Source organism: Caulobacter sp. GW821-FHT10E02 (genome assembly GCF_059415225.1).
In genome coordinates this window covers 347,709-362,354 of the sequence record NZ_JBWKMV010000001.1, presented here as the reverse complement: position 1 = coordinate 362,354, position 14,646 = coordinate 347,709, and the positions used below count along the sequence as shown (strand labels likewise).

Here is a 14,646-nt window from a genome sequence, read left to right as displayed (position 1 = left end):
GGTCTCCGGCCGCGAGAGTGGCTGTTAACCAACTCATCGCGACCGAATCCTAAAGCGCTCGTTAACTATGCCGTAGAGAAGTTGAAGTGCGACAATCCGCACCCCAGAACCGCTTACCCTAACGCGAGAAGCGGCTCTTCACTGGCGCGTAGGTATCCCAGACCTGCCCGTCGCTGACCGAGCGCAACAGCTTGACGTACTCGGCGTGGCTCCAGGCCAAGGGCGTGGCGCTGTCGGTGCCCTCGCCGCGCGTATAGCCGTGAGCGCTTGCCGCGCCGACGCCGTCCCAGACCTGTTCGGGGATCAGCAGACCTTCGTTGGCGAAGAGCTCCATGGCGCGGACGTAGGTGTCGCGGATCTTCTTGACCGCCGCCGCGTCCGGCTTGCCCGAAACCCCGGCCAGGGCCAGTTCGTAGTGGCCGCGCTCGCCGGTGAAGATCGGCCACACTCGGCCGCGCTGGCCAGGACGCATCTGGCCGTCGGCCCCATAGTTAGCGCCGGTCTTGGTGTCCTCGCCATAGCCGTCGACGCCGTAGCGGCGATAGCCGGGGAAGGTCCCTTTCTCACCCGCGAACGTGAAGCTGTAGCGGACGCGGTAGAGGTCCTCGAGGCTCTCGTCGTCGATCTTGGGCAGGCTGGCGACGATGGCCGGGTCGTCGGCGCGGCGCACGCCGTAGCGGACGAGTTCCAGGAACCCGGCGTCCAGCATCTTGTCCTCGGGGACGGCGGCCTGGCCGTTACGCTCCTCGACCGGGCTCTTGTTGTCGGCGTCCTGGTCGCTGTTCAGGCGCAGGTAGTAGTGGCCGTCGCCGAACGATCCCTTGGTCGTGACCATCCGGGCCTCGCCCTTGGACGAGTAGTCGTCGGCGGTCTTGCGGTAGGTCTCGGCCGAGGCCTTGTCGCCCGCGGCCTCGGCGATGTCGCCAGCCACCACCAAGCCCGCGATCACGGCGGCGGTCGTCGAGGGCGAATAGCCGCCCTGCTCTTCCCAGCGCTCCTGCTGGGTGAATGGCGGGGTGATGGTCGAGTGGTTCCAGCCCAGGTCGACCTTGCCGCCCTTCACGAGGAAGTCGGCGGCCGGCTTCAGCATCTTGCCGTAGAAGGTCTTGAGGTCGGCGTCGGACAGCCAGCCCAGCTTCCACAGCTTCCAGCCCAGCATGATCGGCATGGCGGTCTGATCGAGCTGTACGCCGACCCATTCGGGCGTGCCGTCCACGTGCGACTTCTGCAGGAACCAGCCGCCGTCGCCCTTGTTGCCGGGGGTCTTCGGACCAACCTGCACCGTCGGCAGATAGTGGAAGGCCGCCAGCGGCGTCTCCTTGTCGCCCAGGGCCGCAAGGGCCATGGCGCACTGGTAGAAGTCGCGCGGCCAGACCGCCTTGTAGCCGGTCGAGGACTGGGTGGCGTCGACCGTGTCGCCCCACGGGTTCGACAGCGAGGCGATCAGGGCGCCGGCGTGGGTGCGGTCCTCCTGGACCTTCAGCATCAGGGCCGAGGCCTGGACCAGCTTGCCACCGTCCTCCGAGGCTTCGCGCAGGCGCGGCAGCTCGGTCAGCGAGGCCAGGTAGTCCTCCCAGCCCACCCGCGCGCCCTCGCCGTTGAAGCGGGCCAGCACCTCGGCATAGCCGGTCTTCAGCGTGGCGGTGGCGCTGGCGTCGGCGGCCTTGGCGTCGGGACCGAAACCGATGGCGAAGTCGAACGTGACATCCTTGGCCACGGCCGGCAGCTGGCCGGTCAGGACAATCGCGCCCTTGGCCGAGGTCGTCGTGGCCTTGAGGCCGGCGAGCGCGTCGTTGTCCTTCAGCACGCTGGCCGAGGCCTTGGCGAAGGGCTTGGTCCCCTTCAGGCTCAGGAAGGCCTTGCCCTCGTAGGCGGTCAGCGCCGCAGTCGAAGCCGCGCCCGTGTCGCCGCCGCCGGTGTTGGCCATGTGCGGCTCCAGCACCAGGGTGGGGGTCACCGGACCCTTCAGCGCCTTGACCGTCACCCGAACGAACAGGCTGTTGCGGTCGGGATCGGTGAAGATCCGCTTCTCGATGACGAAGCGCCCCTGCTTGTCGGTGGTGGTGACCTTGTAGGCCGGCGACAGCGGACGGCCGGCGGCGTCGACATGCAGATATTCGGTCTTCGAGGTCGTGTCCGCGCCCTCGACCGCCAGACCCGTCGCGGTCTGGACGGCGACGCGCATCTGCTTGATCTGAGCCTCGTGGATCAGGCTGTACATGGTCTCGGTGAGCACGCCGTCGGCGATCGAGAACCAGACCTTGGACACCGCCCCGGTCTTGCCACCGGCCTTGTAGGCACCGTCGACATAGGCCTCGTACGACGCGCCGACCCCGGTCTTGGCCGAATAGGCCCAGGTGGTCGGGGCGGCCTGCGCGGCGCCGGCGGTGAACACGGCGGCCGAGGCCAAGGCGAGCAGTTTCAGGGTTCGCATGGCGAGGACCTCGTCAGGCTTGAAGGGAAGAAGGGGTGCGGTCCTGGACCATGAAGGTCGCGGCGGCGGCGATCGCGAAGGCGGCCGCGCCCAGGACGAGGGCGAAAATCGCCTGGCCGCCGAAGAAGCCCTTCAGCAGCAGGCCCAGCACCGTCGCCGCCAGCAGCTGCGGGATGACGATGAAGAAATTGAAGATGCCCATATAGACGCCCATTTTCCGGGCCGGCAGGGTGCCGGCCAGGATCGAATAAGGAGCCGACAGGATCGAGCTCCAGGCGAAGCCGACGCCGATCATGCCGATCCACAGCATGCCCGGCTGGCGGATCAGCAGGAACGACAGCAGGCCCAAGGCGCCGAGCACGAGGCACACCGCGTGGCTGACGCGGCGGCTGGTCGCCTGGACCAGGAACGGGATCAGCAGGGCTGCCAGGGCCGCGACGCCGTTGTAGATGGCGAACAGCACGCCCACCCAGTCGGCGCCGTCGTTGTAGGCCTTGGACGTCGCATCGGCCGCGTGGAAGTGGACCGCCGCCACGGCGGGCGTCGTGTAGATCCACATGGCGAACAGGCCGAACCACGAGAAGAACTGCACCACCGCCAGCTGGCGCATGGTCTTGGGCATCCGGAAGAAGTCCTCCAGCACCTCGGAGAAGCCGTTGCGGGTCTTGCCCATCCGCTTGAGGCGCACGCCGACGATGCCCATCACGCCGAACACGACCAGCAGGCCGGCCAGGACGTAGAGCTCCTTCTCCAGCTTCGCGCCCCAGACAATCAGGGCCAGAGCCAGACCGCCCAGCAGGCCGCCTAGCGCCAAGCCGATATAGGCGTTGACCGAGGGCTCGGGGTTCTCGTGGACGCCGTGGTCGAACTCGGCGGTCTCGAAGGCTTCCAGCTGTTCGGGGCTGTATTCCTGGGTCGTGAAGACGGTCCACATCACCGCCAGCAGCAGGCCCGCGCCGCCGGCGTAGAAGGCGATCCGCACCGCGTCGGGGATCTGGCCCGCCGGGGCGGTGTTGGAGACGTGGAACCAGTTGGTCAGCATCCACGGCAGGGCCGAGGCCAGCACCGCGCCCAGGCCGATGAAGAAGCTCTGCATGGCGTAGCCGGTCGCCCGCTGCTCGTCGGGCAGGTTGTCGCCGACGAAGGCCCGGAACGGCTCCATGGTGATGTTGATCGAGGCGTCCATCAGCCACAGCGCGCCCGCCGCCACCCACAGCGCCGGCGCGTTGGGCATGACGAACAAGGCGAGCGTGGTGAGGATCGCGCCCCAGAAGAAGTAAGGCCGGCGACGGCCCAGCCGCCCCCAGGTCTTGTCGGACAGATGGCCGATGATCGGCTGGACCAGCAGGCCCGTGGCTGGCGCGGCGATCCATAGGATCGCCAGGTGGTTCACATCGACGCCCAGGGTCTGGAAGATGCGGCTGGTGTTGGCGTTCTGCAGGCCGAAACCGATCTGGATTCCGAAGAAGCCAAAGCACATGTTCCAGATCTGCAGGAAGTTCAGCCTCTGCCTGGCCATCGATCCTCCGCCCCGCTCCGACCGCCGGTTAGCTCCAGCTGGTTCGCAAGTTTTTTCATAAACTGTCGTGACGGCGATTTGCGCATGCACCGCCAGGAAGCGCAACGATAAATCCAGACTTTCTTGAGGTTTTGAATTGCCTCATCACGCCTACCGCCACCGCAGAATGGCAAGGCTTTCGGACATATTTGCAGGAGTTTTCACGCCGATTTTCAATCCGATCAGCTTGCAAACCTAATCGAACGGCGCCTTATGGGCCTCTGAAAAAGTTTGCAGAAATCTTTGCAACAAGAACAGTCGAACAGGGACGGGCGTAAGGTGAGCAAGGGGGCGACGCGACTGGAGGACCTGGCCAAGCTGGCGGGGGTCTCGATCTCGACCGCGTCGCGGGCCCTCAACGACAGCCCGGCCGTCAACAAGCGCACCAAGCAGCTGATCTGGAAGCTGGCGCGCGAGATGGACTACCCCTTCCGCCGCTACATGCCCGCCGGCCCGATCGGGGCCGAGGCGACGATCGCCATCGTCACGCCCCGCCCGCAAGGCCGCGCCAGCAGCATGTCGGATCCGTTCTTCCTGGAGCTGCTGGCCGGCGTCGGCGAGGCGGCGCGCGAGCGCGGCTGCGACGTCATCCTCAGCCACATCGCCCCGACCAACTATGAGGACCTGTCCTCGGCCATGACCACCAGCCGGGCCGAGGGCGTGATCTTCCTGGGCCAAAGCTCGCTGCACGCGGCCTTCAACCGCCTGGCCGAGACCGAGAACCGCTTCGTGGTCTGGGGCGCCCAGCTGCCGGACCAGAACTACTGCTCGGTCGGCTCGGACAACGTCATGGGCGGCCGCCGCGCCACGCTTCACCTGCAGCGCCTGGGCCGCAAGCGCATCGTCTTCCTCGGCGACACCGAAGCCCCCGAGGCCATGCAGCGCCACCGTGGCTATCTCGACGCGCTCGAGCACGCCAAGCTGGGCGTTGATCCCGACCTGATCGTCCCCGCCCACTTCGAGGTCGAGTCGGCCGAGTCCGCGCTCGACAGCCTCATCCACCACGGCGTGAAGTTCGACGGCGTGGTCGCCGCGTCCGACCTGATCGCCCTGGGCGCCATCCGCGCCCTGAAGCACGCTGGCCTGTCGGTCCCGGGCGACGTCTCGGTGATGGGCTTCGACAACGTCCCCTTCAGCCGCTACGCCAGCCCGGCGCTCAGCACCATCGCCCAGGACACCGCCAAGGCCGGCCGGCTGATGGTCTCGAAGCTGCTCGACAGCGGCGAACGGGCCAGCCGGTCGGAGCGCGTGCCGACGGATCTGATCATCCGGGAAAGCTGCGGCGGGTAACCGCAAAAACTGTCATCCCGGGCGTAGCGCAGCGAAGACCCGGGACCGCCGGAAACTCAACGCTTGCGGCGGTCCCGGATCGGCGCGCTACGCGCTTGTCCGGGATGACAATATTTTACGCGCGCCGCGCGATCAGTCCCGCGCACGGCGGCATCTCGCCGTCGCCGCCCAGGTTGACGCCGTCGACCAGCGTCCAGCCTTCGGGCAGCGACCAAGTTGCCACCTCGAAGCCCAGGTTGAAGGTCAGCAGCACCGCGTCCGCCCCCTCCCCGCGTTGGAAGATCAGCAGCGGGCTGTTGGTCTCCACGAAGCTGATCGCTCCGGTGCGCAAGGCGACATAGGCGTTGCGCAGGGCGATCAGGCGGCGCGCGACGTGCAGGGTCGAGGTCGGGTCGGCTTCCTGGGCGTCCACCGCCAGCGGCAGGTGCTCGGGATCGACCGGCAGCCAGGGCTCGACACCCGAGAAGCCGGCGTTGATCGCGCCCGACACCCACGGCATCGGCGTACGGGCCCCGTCGCGGCCCAGGGTCTGGGGCCAGTTGGCGATGGCTTCCGGGTCCTGCAGGCGTTCGAACGGGACATTGGCCTGGGGCAGGCCCAACTCCTCGCCCTGATAGACGAAGACGTTGCCGCGCAGGCCCATCAGCAGCAGCAGGCACATCTCGGCGAAGGCCTTGCGGTCGCGGCCCTCGGCCCAGCGCGACACCGCGCGCGGGGCGTCGTGGTTCGAGAAGGTCCAGGACGGCCAGCCCTCGCCCACATCGCCCGGCCACATGGCCGCGCCGCGCGGGATCATCTCGCCGGTCAGCTTGTCGGCATAGAGATAGAGGAAGCCGTAGGCGCTGTTCAGGCGGTCATTCCCGGCCGTGAACAGCTTCATCTCGCGGTCGGCGTGGTCGCCGCCGACCTCGGCCACCGAGAACCGACCACCGGCAGCATCCGTCAGCGCCCGCAGGCGGCTGAGGAACTTCGGGATGTCGGCGTGGCTCTGGTTGTTGATCTTGTCCTGGAAGTCGAACGGCCGCGTGCGCTTGCCGCCCGGTGGCAGCGGCGGGTTATCCGTGAACTTCGGGTCGTGCATCGAAAAGTTGATGGCGTCGAAGCGGAAGCCGTCCACGCCCTTGTCGACCCAGAACTGGGTGACGGCCAGCAGGGCTTCCTGCACCGCCGGATTGTGCAGGTTCAGCTGCGGCTGGCTGCTGAGGAAGTTGTGCATGTAGTACTGGCCGCGGCGGGCGTCCCAGGTCCAGGCCGGGCCGCCGAACACCGACTGCCAGTTGCTGGGCGGACTGCCGTCGATCTTGGCGTCAGCCCAGACGAACCAGTCGGCCTTGGCGTTGGTGCGATCCTGGCGGCTTTCCGTGAACCACGGGTGCTCGTCCGAGGTGTGCGAGAAGACCAGATCGATGATGATCTTCAGGTCCAGGTCGTGGGCCTTGGCGATCAAGGCGTCGAAGTCGGCCAGGGTCCCGAAGATCGGATCGACATCGCGATAGTCCGAGACGTCGTAGCCGAAGTCCTTCATCGGCGAGGTGAAGAACGGCGACAGCCATACCCCGTCGACGCCCAGCGAGGCGATGTGCTTCAGATGCGCGGTGATGCCCGGCAGGTCGCCGACGCCGTCACCGTTCGAGTCGGCGAAGCTGCGCGGATAGACCTGATAGATCACCGCCCCGCGCCACCACTCGTTCATCGACGTCTCCGCACCGGGGCGAACCAGAACCTGCACTGTCACTATCGTCCCTCGGAAACGCAAATCATGTAGTCGAGCGGCTTCAGCTCGATCGAATAGCTGCCCGGCGCGGCCACGGTCCCGGCGCATGCGCCGTGTAGCGCCCGCCAGGCGACGGAATGTGTCTCGACCGGAATATTGGCCTTCGACGGCTGGTCGCCGGTATTGAAGACGGCCAATACCTCGGTCTTGTCCAGAATGCGCGAGAAGGCCAGCAGGCCCGGCTTGTCTGAGGTGACGCGGGTCACCTGGCGGCCGTCGCGCAGGGCCGGCGTGGCGATGCGGATCTTCGAGAGCTCGGCGATCCGGCCGTAGAGCACGCCGTCGGTCCCGAACGCCGACCTCGGCCCCTTGGCGTTCGAGCCCACTAGGCGGTTGTCGTTGTAGCTGGCGACCTGGCTCTCGAACATGTCCTCGCGGCTGTCGGCATAGTCGCCGTCGCCGGTGAAGCCCTGCTCGTCGCCGTAGTAGACGGTCGGCACGCCGCGCGCGGTCAGCATCAGGGCGTTGGCCAGGGTGACGCGGGCCAGCAGCTCGTCGTCGCCGATCGCCGGCTTGTCCTTGATCGCGAACCAGCCGATGCGGCCCATGTCGTGATTACCTAGGAAGGTCGGCAACTTACGGGCGGTCGCCTCGCCGCCTTCGTAGACAGGATCGGCGGCGAAGACGCGGGCCAGGCGATCGGTGCCGGTGCGGCCCAGGGCGACATCCGTGGCCGCCGACTGGAAGGCGAAGTCCAGCACCGCCGGCAGCTTATCGACCTTGGTGTGGCTGGCCAAGATCGCCGGATCGGGATCGAACACCTCGCCGAAGATGTGGAAGTTCGGGATGCCCCTGGCCTTGGCGCGGGCCAGCATGGCCGGGACGAAGGCCTGCCAGAACTCCGGGCTCACATGGCGGGCGGTGTCGATGCGGAAGCCGTCGATGCCGAACTCGTCGATCCACCGGCCGTAGACGTCGATGAAGCCCGCGACCACGCGGGGGTTCTCGGTGAAGACGTCGTCCAGGGTGGCGAAGTCGCCCAGCAGCGAGCTCTCGCCCGCGAAGGTGCTGTCACCCCGGTTGTGGTAGTAGATCGGGTCGTTCAGCCAGTCCGGCTTCTTGACGTGCTCCTGCCCGGCCGGAACGTACGGCGCGTAGGCCCAGGTCGGCGTCTTGAGCTTGCTGAAGTCCTTGCCGTCGAAGCCGTCATTGATCGGCGCGCCACTCACCCCGCCCTGGCGGACATACGGATAGTCGGCGACGCCGCGATAGGCGCAGCGGCCGTCCGGACACTCACGGTACTGGATGACGTCGGCCGTGTGGTTCACGACGATGTCCATATAGACCTTCAGCCTCCGGGCATGGGCCGCGCCGACCAGGGCCTTGAAGTCGGCCTTGGTCCCCAGGTGCGGATCCACATCGGTGAAGTCGGTGATCCAGTAGCCATGATGCGCCGCCGACTCGTGGCCGGGCGGCCCCTGCACCGCGCGGTTCTTGAAGATCGGCGCCAGCCACACCGCCGTCGCGCCCAGGCCCTGGATGTAGTCCAGCCGCCGCGTCACGCCCTTCAAGTCGCCGCCATGGTAGAAACCGGCCCGCGTGGGATCGAAGCCGTCGACCAGCAGACCCAGGTTGGGGCCACCGTGGTCATTGGTCGCGTCGCCATTCTCGAAGCGATCGGGCAGGACGAAATAGATCACTTCGTCCTGGGGCTTGCGGAGACGATAGGCGTCAGGAGCAGCGAGCGCACTGGTCCCCAGCGCGCTCAGGGCCGTCACGGCCAGCAGCGTTCGTCGCCAAGGCGTCCACGCCGACATCGCTCCCTCCCCTCACTGACAGCTCGTGACCGTCACTGCAATTATTTGCAAGAATTTGCAGAAGCCGCGCCAGCCTGTCAATCCGTTCGATTGACGGACTTTGCAGGCCTTCTGCAGCTCAATCATCCAATGGAAGTGGCGCAAAGAAGCCACACCAAGCCCCATTCCAGGGGATACGCACCGTACTCGAAGTCTGATTTGCGATTTTTTGGGTTGATTACACGCCGTTAATTTGCGGTAGTTTGCATCAACGGCCCGATCGCATGTTTGCAAGAGCGCAGAGCCGGACAGGGAGGGAGCTTCTATGAACACCCAATTTTCGCGTCGTCGTGCGTGGTTGATGGCGGGCAGCGCCACCGGCCTGGCGTTGGCGTTCGCCGTGGCCGGCTCGGCCCAGGCCCAGACCAACGCCGCACCTTCCGCTCAGGATGACAGCAAGGTCGAGGAAGTCGTCGTCACCGGCATCCGTCGCGGCATCGAAGGCGCCATCTCGCTGAAGAAGAGCTCGACCTCGATCGTCGAAGCCGTCTCGGCCGAGGACATCGGCAAGCTGCCCGACGTGTCGATCGCCGAGTCGATCGCCCGCCTGCCCGGCCTGACCGCTCAGCGCCTCGACGGCCGCGGCCAGGTCATCTCGGTCCGGGGCCTCGCGCCCGACTTCACCAGCGCCCTGCTGAACGGTCGCGAGCAGGTCTCGACCGGCGACAACCGCGGCGTCGAGTTCGACCAGTATCCGTCGGAACTGCTGAGCGCCGTGGTGGTCTACAAGACCCCGGACGCCGGCCTGATCGGCCAGGGCCTGGCCGGCACCGTCGACATGCGCACGGTCCGCCCGCTGGCCTATGGCAAGCGCGCCCTGGCCATCGGCGCCCGCTACGAGTGGAACGACATCGGCGCCCTGAACGCCGGCACCAAGGCCCACGGCAACCGCCTGTCGATCTCGTACATCGACCAGTTCATGGACGGTAAGCTGGGCGTGGCCCTGGGCTACGCCCACATGGAGTCGCCCTACCAGGCCGAGCGCTGGAACTCGTGGGGCTATCCCACCGACGCCTCGGGCAACCTGGTGATCGGCGGCGCCAAGCCGTACGTGCAGTCCAGCATGCTGAAGCGCGACGGCGTCATCGGCGTCCTGGAGTTCAAGCCGACAGACAACTTCAGCTCGTCGCTGGACGTCTTCTATTCGAAGTTCAAGAACCACCAGATCCAGCGTGGCATCGAGCTGCCGCTGGTCTGGGGCGGCGTGCCGCTGACCGGTTCGCAGGCCTCTGCCGGCATGGTCACCAGCGGCGCCTTCAACGGCGTCAAGGGCGTGGTCCGCAACGACGGCAACGACCGCGACGCGACCATCAAATCGCTGGGCTGGAACAACAAGCTCAGCGCCGGCGACGACTGGACCCTGGTCAGCGACCTGAGCTGGTCCAAGGTCGACCGCACCGACCAGGTCGTGGAGTCCTACTCGGGCACCGGCCGCTCGGGTGTCGGGGCCACCGACAACATGACGTTCGCGATGAACGACGACGGCGTGGCGATCTTCAAGTCGACCCTGAACTACGCCGATCCGAACGTGATCAAGCTGACCAGCCCGCAAGGCTGGGGCGGCGACATCATCGCCGGCGGCCAGGACGGCTATCTGAACCAGCCGCACATCGAGGACGAACTGAAGGCGGTCCGCCTGTCGGCCAACAAGGCCCTGGACGACGGCCTGTCCAGCTTCGAGATCGGCTTCAACTACAGCGAACGCTCCAAGGCCCTGGTCAATGACGAGTGGTTCCTGCGCGTGAAGGGCTCGCCGGCCAGCGTCGCGATTCCGCAATCGGCCATCGTCGGCACGACCTCGCTGGCCTTCATCGGCATCGCCGGCATGGTCAGCTACGACCCGTTCGCCCTGATCAAGAACGGCGCGTACGACCTGGTCCGCAACCCGAACTCCGACGTGCTGGTCAAGAGCTGGGACGTCGAGGAGAAGGTCACGCTGGGCTATGTGAAGGCCAATATCGACGCGGCCGTCGGCCCTGTGCCGGTCACCGGCAACTTCGGCTTCCAGATCGTGCACACCGACCAGAGCTCGACCGCCCTGGGCGCCTCGGGCACCGGCGCGGGCGTCACCCGCACCAACCTGGCGGGCGGCAAGACCTACACCGACTTCCTGCCCAGCATGAACCTGCAGTTCCACCTGCCGGCCGAGCAGACCCTGCGCTTCGCCGTCGCTCGCACCCTGGCCCGTCCGCGGATGGACCAGATGCGCGCCTCCAAGACCTTCAGCTACGACGCGGCCAAGGCCAACAACACCGACATCAACTTCTCGCCGTGGAGCGGCACGGGCGGCAATCCCGAGCTGGAGCCCTGGCGGGCCGACGCCTATGACGTCTCGTACGAGAAGTATTTCGGCCGCCAGGCCTACGTCTCGCTGGCCGCGTTCTACAAGGACCTGAAGACCTACGTTTACGACCAGAGCGTCGTGTTCGACTTCACGGGCTTCCCGACCGGCGGCGGCGTTCCGGCCACCCGTCTGGGCCTGGTGACCACGCCGCAGAACGGCAAGGGCGGCAAGCTGAAGGGCGTCGAGTTCGCCGCCTCGATCCCCGGCGCGCTGTTCACCGACTGGCTGGACGGCTTCGGCGCCACCTTCAGCGCCTCGTACACCGACAGCTCGATCCACCCGAACCCGGCCGACCTCAGCACCCCGATCCCGGGCCTGTCGAAGACGGTCGCCAACCTGACCGTCTACTACGAGAAGAACGGCTTCTCGTTCCGGATCAGCGACCGCTATCGCTCCAAGTTCCTGGGCGAGGTCACCGGCTTCGGCAACGGCCGCAACTACCGGATGGTCAAGGGCGAGTCCGTCGTCGACAGCCAGATCGGCTACACCTTCAGCGACGGCCCGATGGACGGCCTGTCGGTCCTGGCCCAGGTCAACAACCTGACCAACGAGCCCTTCGTCACCTACCAGAACAACGACCCGCGTCAGGTCATCGACTACCAGAACTACGGTCGCACCTTCCTCGTCGGCCTGAACTACAAGTTCTAGGCCGGCCCCTCCTCCCCCAAGGAGCCTGCAAAAGCCCCTGCCGGTCCGCCCGGCAGGGGCTCTTTTTTGACTTATGCGCTGCTTTTCAAGCTCTCTTTAGGATTGCGCCCGATAGTGCGGCTCATCTGGGGGAGCGCGCGATCATGCCGACCAAGTCCATCCGTCTGGCCATCCTGCTGGCGACCACCGCCGGCCTGCTGACCGCCTGCGCCACCCGCGAGGAGGTCGCCGCCCTGCGCCAGCCGGCCCTGCCGCCGGTCGCCGTGGCCAAGGCCTCCCCTGCCCGCGCCTTCTATCGCAACGTCGCCGTCCAGGCCGTCGAGGGCGCGCCCGAGTTCCGCTGGTTCGACGGCGGCGCCGTGGTCACCACCCGCCCGACCCGCGTCCAGGTCGTCGAGAGCCTGAACAACCACCTGCGCCACGCCGAGATGCTGGCCCCCAGCCGCCTCGACGCCGAATACATGCTCTACACGACGTTCGAGGAGCTGCGCGGCCCCAACGTCTGGTGGGGCTCCGACAAGCTGGCCTCGGCCCGCGTGACCTTCCGCCTGGTGCGCTGGCGCACGGGCGAGGTGGTGCGCGAAAAGACCCTCGAGGCCTCCTACGAGGCCCGCTGGACCGGCATCACGCCCGACATCACCCGCGCCGCCATCGCCGGCCCGCTGGGCGTCTCGCGCGACCGCGTGCTGGCCGTGCCCGGCGGCGCCCTCGGCGGCATCGCCCTGGGCTACTACGTCAACCAGAACCTGATCGTCTCGATCGCCGACGCGCCCTATGCGGGCCTGGCCGGCGCGGCCCAGGCCGCGTCCATCGGCGGCCCCAGCCGCCTCGGCCCCGGCTTCGACTCCGCCTTCAGCGCCGCCCTGGCCGTTGGCACCGCCTCGGGCCGCTTCCAGGACCTGGAAGCCATGCTGGCCGGCGGCGTGATCAGCGCGGCTGGCGCCGCGGCGGGTCCCGTCCCGGTCTCCCGCGAGATGTCGCAGCTGGGCGAGGTCACCACCGCCTTCAACGGCCGCGACCGGCGCCTGGCCGCCACGCGGGGCCTGATGGATCTCGCCTTCGACCTGTTCATGAACGAGCTCAGCCACGACGGCTCGGTGGTCTACAAGGCCGCCGTCTCATGCCGCGCCCTGAACGGCGACAGCGGCCGCGGCCCCTATCTGGCCGAGACCGCCAACACCTACGCCGTCGACTGCCCCGGCGCGCACTACAACGACGCCAAGACCGCCAAGGCGTTCCCCAGCCAGTTCTAGGGTTTAGCCTCGCCGGTCGCCTCGGTGACCGGGGCCGCCGCGCAGGTCCGGGTCACCTTCAGCGAACCACCGCCCGGCTTGGCCTTGTCCAGGTCGAGATCCACGGTGCGTTCGCAGCCCTCGTTCAGCACCTTGACCGCTTGAGCCAGGGTGACAGGATCGACGGCCATGCCGGCGCAGCCTGATTGGCAGACGACCAGCAGCAGGCCCGCCATCGGGCCGATGACGTGCTTCATGGGAAGCTCCTTTTTGAGAGCGCCCGAAGTCCTCGGGCGGAGATTTGGGAAAGGTCGAGACGCGATCGCCGCGAGGGCTAGATCTCGCCCCGATACAGGGCGGCCTCTTCCGCGCGACGGCGGGTGAGGCCGCGCAGCACGACGCCCTTCTGCTTGTTCCAGAGCCCGAACTGGTTGGCTGCGCCCTGGAAGTCGCCGGCCTTATGCAGCTTCAGCAGGGTCGAGTCGCCGAAGCCCTCGGCGAGGCTGTCCGCATCGTCGTCGAGACCGACATTGTAGGCGAACGAGACCATCGCATCGAACTGGGCCTGGCTGGTCTGACGACCGCCCAGCAGGCGCTCGACGCCGGCGGCGAACACCGCCAGGTCGCGATCGAAGCGAGCGTCCGCCTGGGCCTGGGTCCAGGTCATGCCCGCCTTGATGTCCCGTCCCGTCGCGCCCCAACCCAGGGTCCAGACATCATTGGCCGTGGGCTTGTAGGCCGTCAGCCGGCACTTTTCGTAGCCCTTCACCAGGGCGATGCAGCGCGGGCTAGGCGTCATGGCGAGCCTCCGGCGCCTGGCGATGCAGGTTGGCGAGCATGACGAACGCCACCCAGGCCAGGGCCAACAGGAGCATGGTCTCTCGCGGCGTGGCGTGGACGCCCGTCCGCACGATCGAGAGCGCGGCGATACCGCAAACCACCGAGAGCCCCAGGATGGACGCCCAGACGACACCCGGGGCGCTGCACCAGCTGGCGAACGCCGGCTTGAGCATGTAGGCCCGGATCGCCAGCCAGCCGCTGGCCAGGGCCGCCGCGGCGACGGCGATGAGATCCATCTTGTTCACGAGCCGCCTCCGGCCCTGTCCACAGCCTGCTCGGCCCATCGCAAGGCTTTCGGGAACAGCAGCGGCAGCAACTCCCAGCCGAAGACGCCGAAGGCGAACGCCACCAGGCCCGCATCGCGCAACGAGGCCCACGGGATCAACGCCGCCACCCGGTCCGCGAAGACGTAGGTCAACAGCAGACCGGAGAGCAGCGCGCAGGCCACGTTCAGGATCAGCCAGTTCAAGTCCTTGCGGGTGAGCTGGCCGCCCGATCGTGTCTTTATCGCGAACAGGTACAGGCCGTAGAGACCAGCGCCCCCGGCGGCCATGCCATATCGCCCGAGCAAGTCGGGGTCTCTCCAGGGCATACGCTGGCCCCTCCTCTACGCTTGATGGGTTTGGAAGCGGGTCGCACCCCGCGTGTCGTGCGACCCGCGAACCGGGCCGACCTAGGACGGCCGCCGGCTAGTCATCAGCGGGCAGACACGAGCACCGACTTCAGATTT

10 protein-coding genes and 1 pseudogene are annotated in these 14,646 nt (G+C 67.3%); 3 read left to right on the top strand and 8 right to left on the bottom strand.

All coding sequences use genetic code 11. The annotated features are described in order from the left end of the window. Nucleotides 1-118: 118 nt before the first annotated feature. Both AC07NI_RS01660 and AC07NI_RS01655 read right to left on the bottom strand, forming a co-directional pair. Nucleotides 119-2,434: a glucan 1,4-alpha-glucosidase gene (locus tag AC07NI_RS01660; RefSeq protein ID WP_494615373.1), complete on the bottom strand. Its 2,316-nt coding sequence runs from the start codon at nt 2,432-2,434 to the stop codon at nt 119-121. Nucleotides 2,435-2,447: 13 nt separating this feature from the next. Next, the gene (locus AC07NI_RS01655) at nt 2,448-3,953 is read right to left on the bottom strand and encodes an MFS transporter (protein WP_494615370.1); all 1,506 of its coding nucleotides are present in this window, start codon (nt 3,951-3,953) and stop codon (nt 2,448-2,450) included. Nucleotides 3,954-4,191: 238 nt separating this feature from the next. On the opposite strand from AC07NI_RS01655, the pseudogene AC07NI_RS01650 reads away from it, so the two are divergent. Next, nucleotides 4,192-5,282: pseudogene (locus AC07NI_RS01650) on the top strand (LacI family DNA-binding transcriptional regulator); the annotation flags it as partial. A gap of 115 nt (nt 5,283-5,397) precedes the next feature. On the opposite strand, the gene AC07NI_RS01645 reads toward AC07NI_RS01650, so the two are convergent. Further along, nucleotides 5,398-7,038, bottom strand: coding sequence for an alpha-amylase family glycosyl hydrolase (locus AC07NI_RS01645; RefSeq protein WP_494615369.1), 1,641 nt, complete (start codon nt 7,036-7,038; stop codon nt 5,398-5,400). Then, entirely contained in the window at nt 7,017-8,813 is a 1,797-nt protein-coding gene (locus tag AC07NI_RS01640) for an alpha-amylase family glycosyl hydrolase (RefSeq protein ID WP_494615364.1), read from the bottom strand. Before AC07NI_RS01640 ends, AC07NI_RS01645 begins: the two co-directional genes overlap by 22 nt. Before the next feature lie 304 nt (nt 8,814-9,117). Between AC07NI_RS01640 and AC07NI_RS01635 the strand changes: the two genes are divergently transcribed. Both AC07NI_RS01635 and AC07NI_RS01630 read left to right on the top strand, forming a co-directional pair. After that, nucleotides 9,118-11,844 (top strand): TonB-dependent receptor, encoded by a 2,727-nt coding sequence (locus AC07NI_RS01635; protein ID WP_494615362.1) that lies wholly within the window; start codon nt 9,118-9,120, stop codon nt 11,842-11,844. A gap of 143 nt (nt 11,845-11,987) precedes the next feature. Next, complete coding sequence (locus AC07NI_RS01630; protein ID WP_494615358.1) at nt 11,988-13,097, top strand: hypothetical protein; 1,110 nt, start codon at nt 11,988-11,990, stop codon at nt 13,095-13,097. Here the strand turns inward: AC07NI_RS01630 and AC07NI_RS01625 are convergent. The 4 genes from AC07NI_RS01625 to AC07NI_RS01610 form a co-directional block, all read right to left on the bottom strand. After that, entirely contained in the window at nt 13,094-13,333 is a 240-nt protein-coding gene (locus AC07NI_RS01625; protein WP_494615356.1) for a hypothetical protein, read from the bottom strand. The two genes, AC07NI_RS01630 and AC07NI_RS01625, sit on opposite strands and share 4 nt — an antisense overlap. Before the next feature lie 77 nt (nt 13,334-13,410). Beyond that, nucleotides 13,411-13,875 (bottom strand): lysozyme, encoded by a 465-nt coding sequence (locus AC07NI_RS01620; protein ID WP_494615352.1) that lies wholly within the window; start codon nt 13,873-13,875, stop codon nt 13,411-13,413. After that, nucleotides 13,865-14,161: a hypothetical protein gene (locus AC07NI_RS01615; protein ID WP_494615346.1), complete on the bottom strand. Its 297-nt coding sequence runs from the start codon at nt 14,159-14,161 to the stop codon at nt 13,865-13,867. The genes AC07NI_RS01620 and AC07NI_RS01615 overlap by 11 nt, the downstream gene beginning before the upstream one ends. Then, the gene (locus AC07NI_RS01610) at nt 14,158-14,469 is read right to left on the bottom strand and encodes a hypothetical protein (RefSeq protein ID WP_494615342.1); all 312 of its coding nucleotides are present in this window, start codon (nt 14,467-14,469) and stop codon (nt 14,158-14,160) included. The genes AC07NI_RS01615 and AC07NI_RS01610 overlap by 4 nt, the downstream gene beginning before the upstream one ends. Nucleotides 14,470-14,646: the final 177 nt, after the last annotated feature.

What these genes read in the sequence shown, in the direction of transcription:
- AC07NI_RS01640 (WP_494615364.1), bottom strand. Translation starts at nt 8,813, where the DNA reads ATGTCGGCGTGGACGCCTTGGCGACGAACGCTGCTGGCCGTGACGGCC.
- AC07NI_RS01630 (WP_494615358.1), top strand. Translation starts at nt 11,988, where the DNA reads ATGCCGACCAAGTCCATCCGTCTGGCCATCCTGCTGGCGACCACCGCC.
- AC07NI_RS01610 (WP_494615342.1), bottom strand. Translation starts at nt 14,469, where the DNA reads ATGGCCGCCGGGGGCGCTGGTCTCTACGGCCTGTACCTGTTCGCGATA.
- AC07NI_RS01635 (WP_494615362.1), top strand. Translation starts at nt 9,118, where the DNA reads ATGAACACCCAATTTTCGCGTCGTCGTGCGTGGTTGATGGCGGGCAGC.
- AC07NI_RS01660 (WP_494615373.1), bottom strand. Translation starts at nt 2,434, where the DNA reads ATGCGAACCCTGAAACTGCTCGCCTTGGCCTCGGCCGCCGTGTTCACC.
- AC07NI_RS01620 (WP_494615352.1), bottom strand. Translation starts at nt 13,875, where the DNA reads ATGACGCCTAGCCCGCGCTGCATCGCCCTGGTGAAGGGCTACGAAAAG.
- AC07NI_RS01655 (WP_494615370.1), bottom strand. Translation starts at nt 3,953, where the DNA reads ATGGCCAGGCAGAGGCTGAACTTCCTGCAGATCTGGAACATGTGCTTT.
- AC07NI_RS01625 (WP_494615356.1), bottom strand. Translation starts at nt 13,333, where the DNA reads ATGAAGCACGTCATCGGCCCGATGGCGGGCCTGCTGCTGGTCGTCTGC.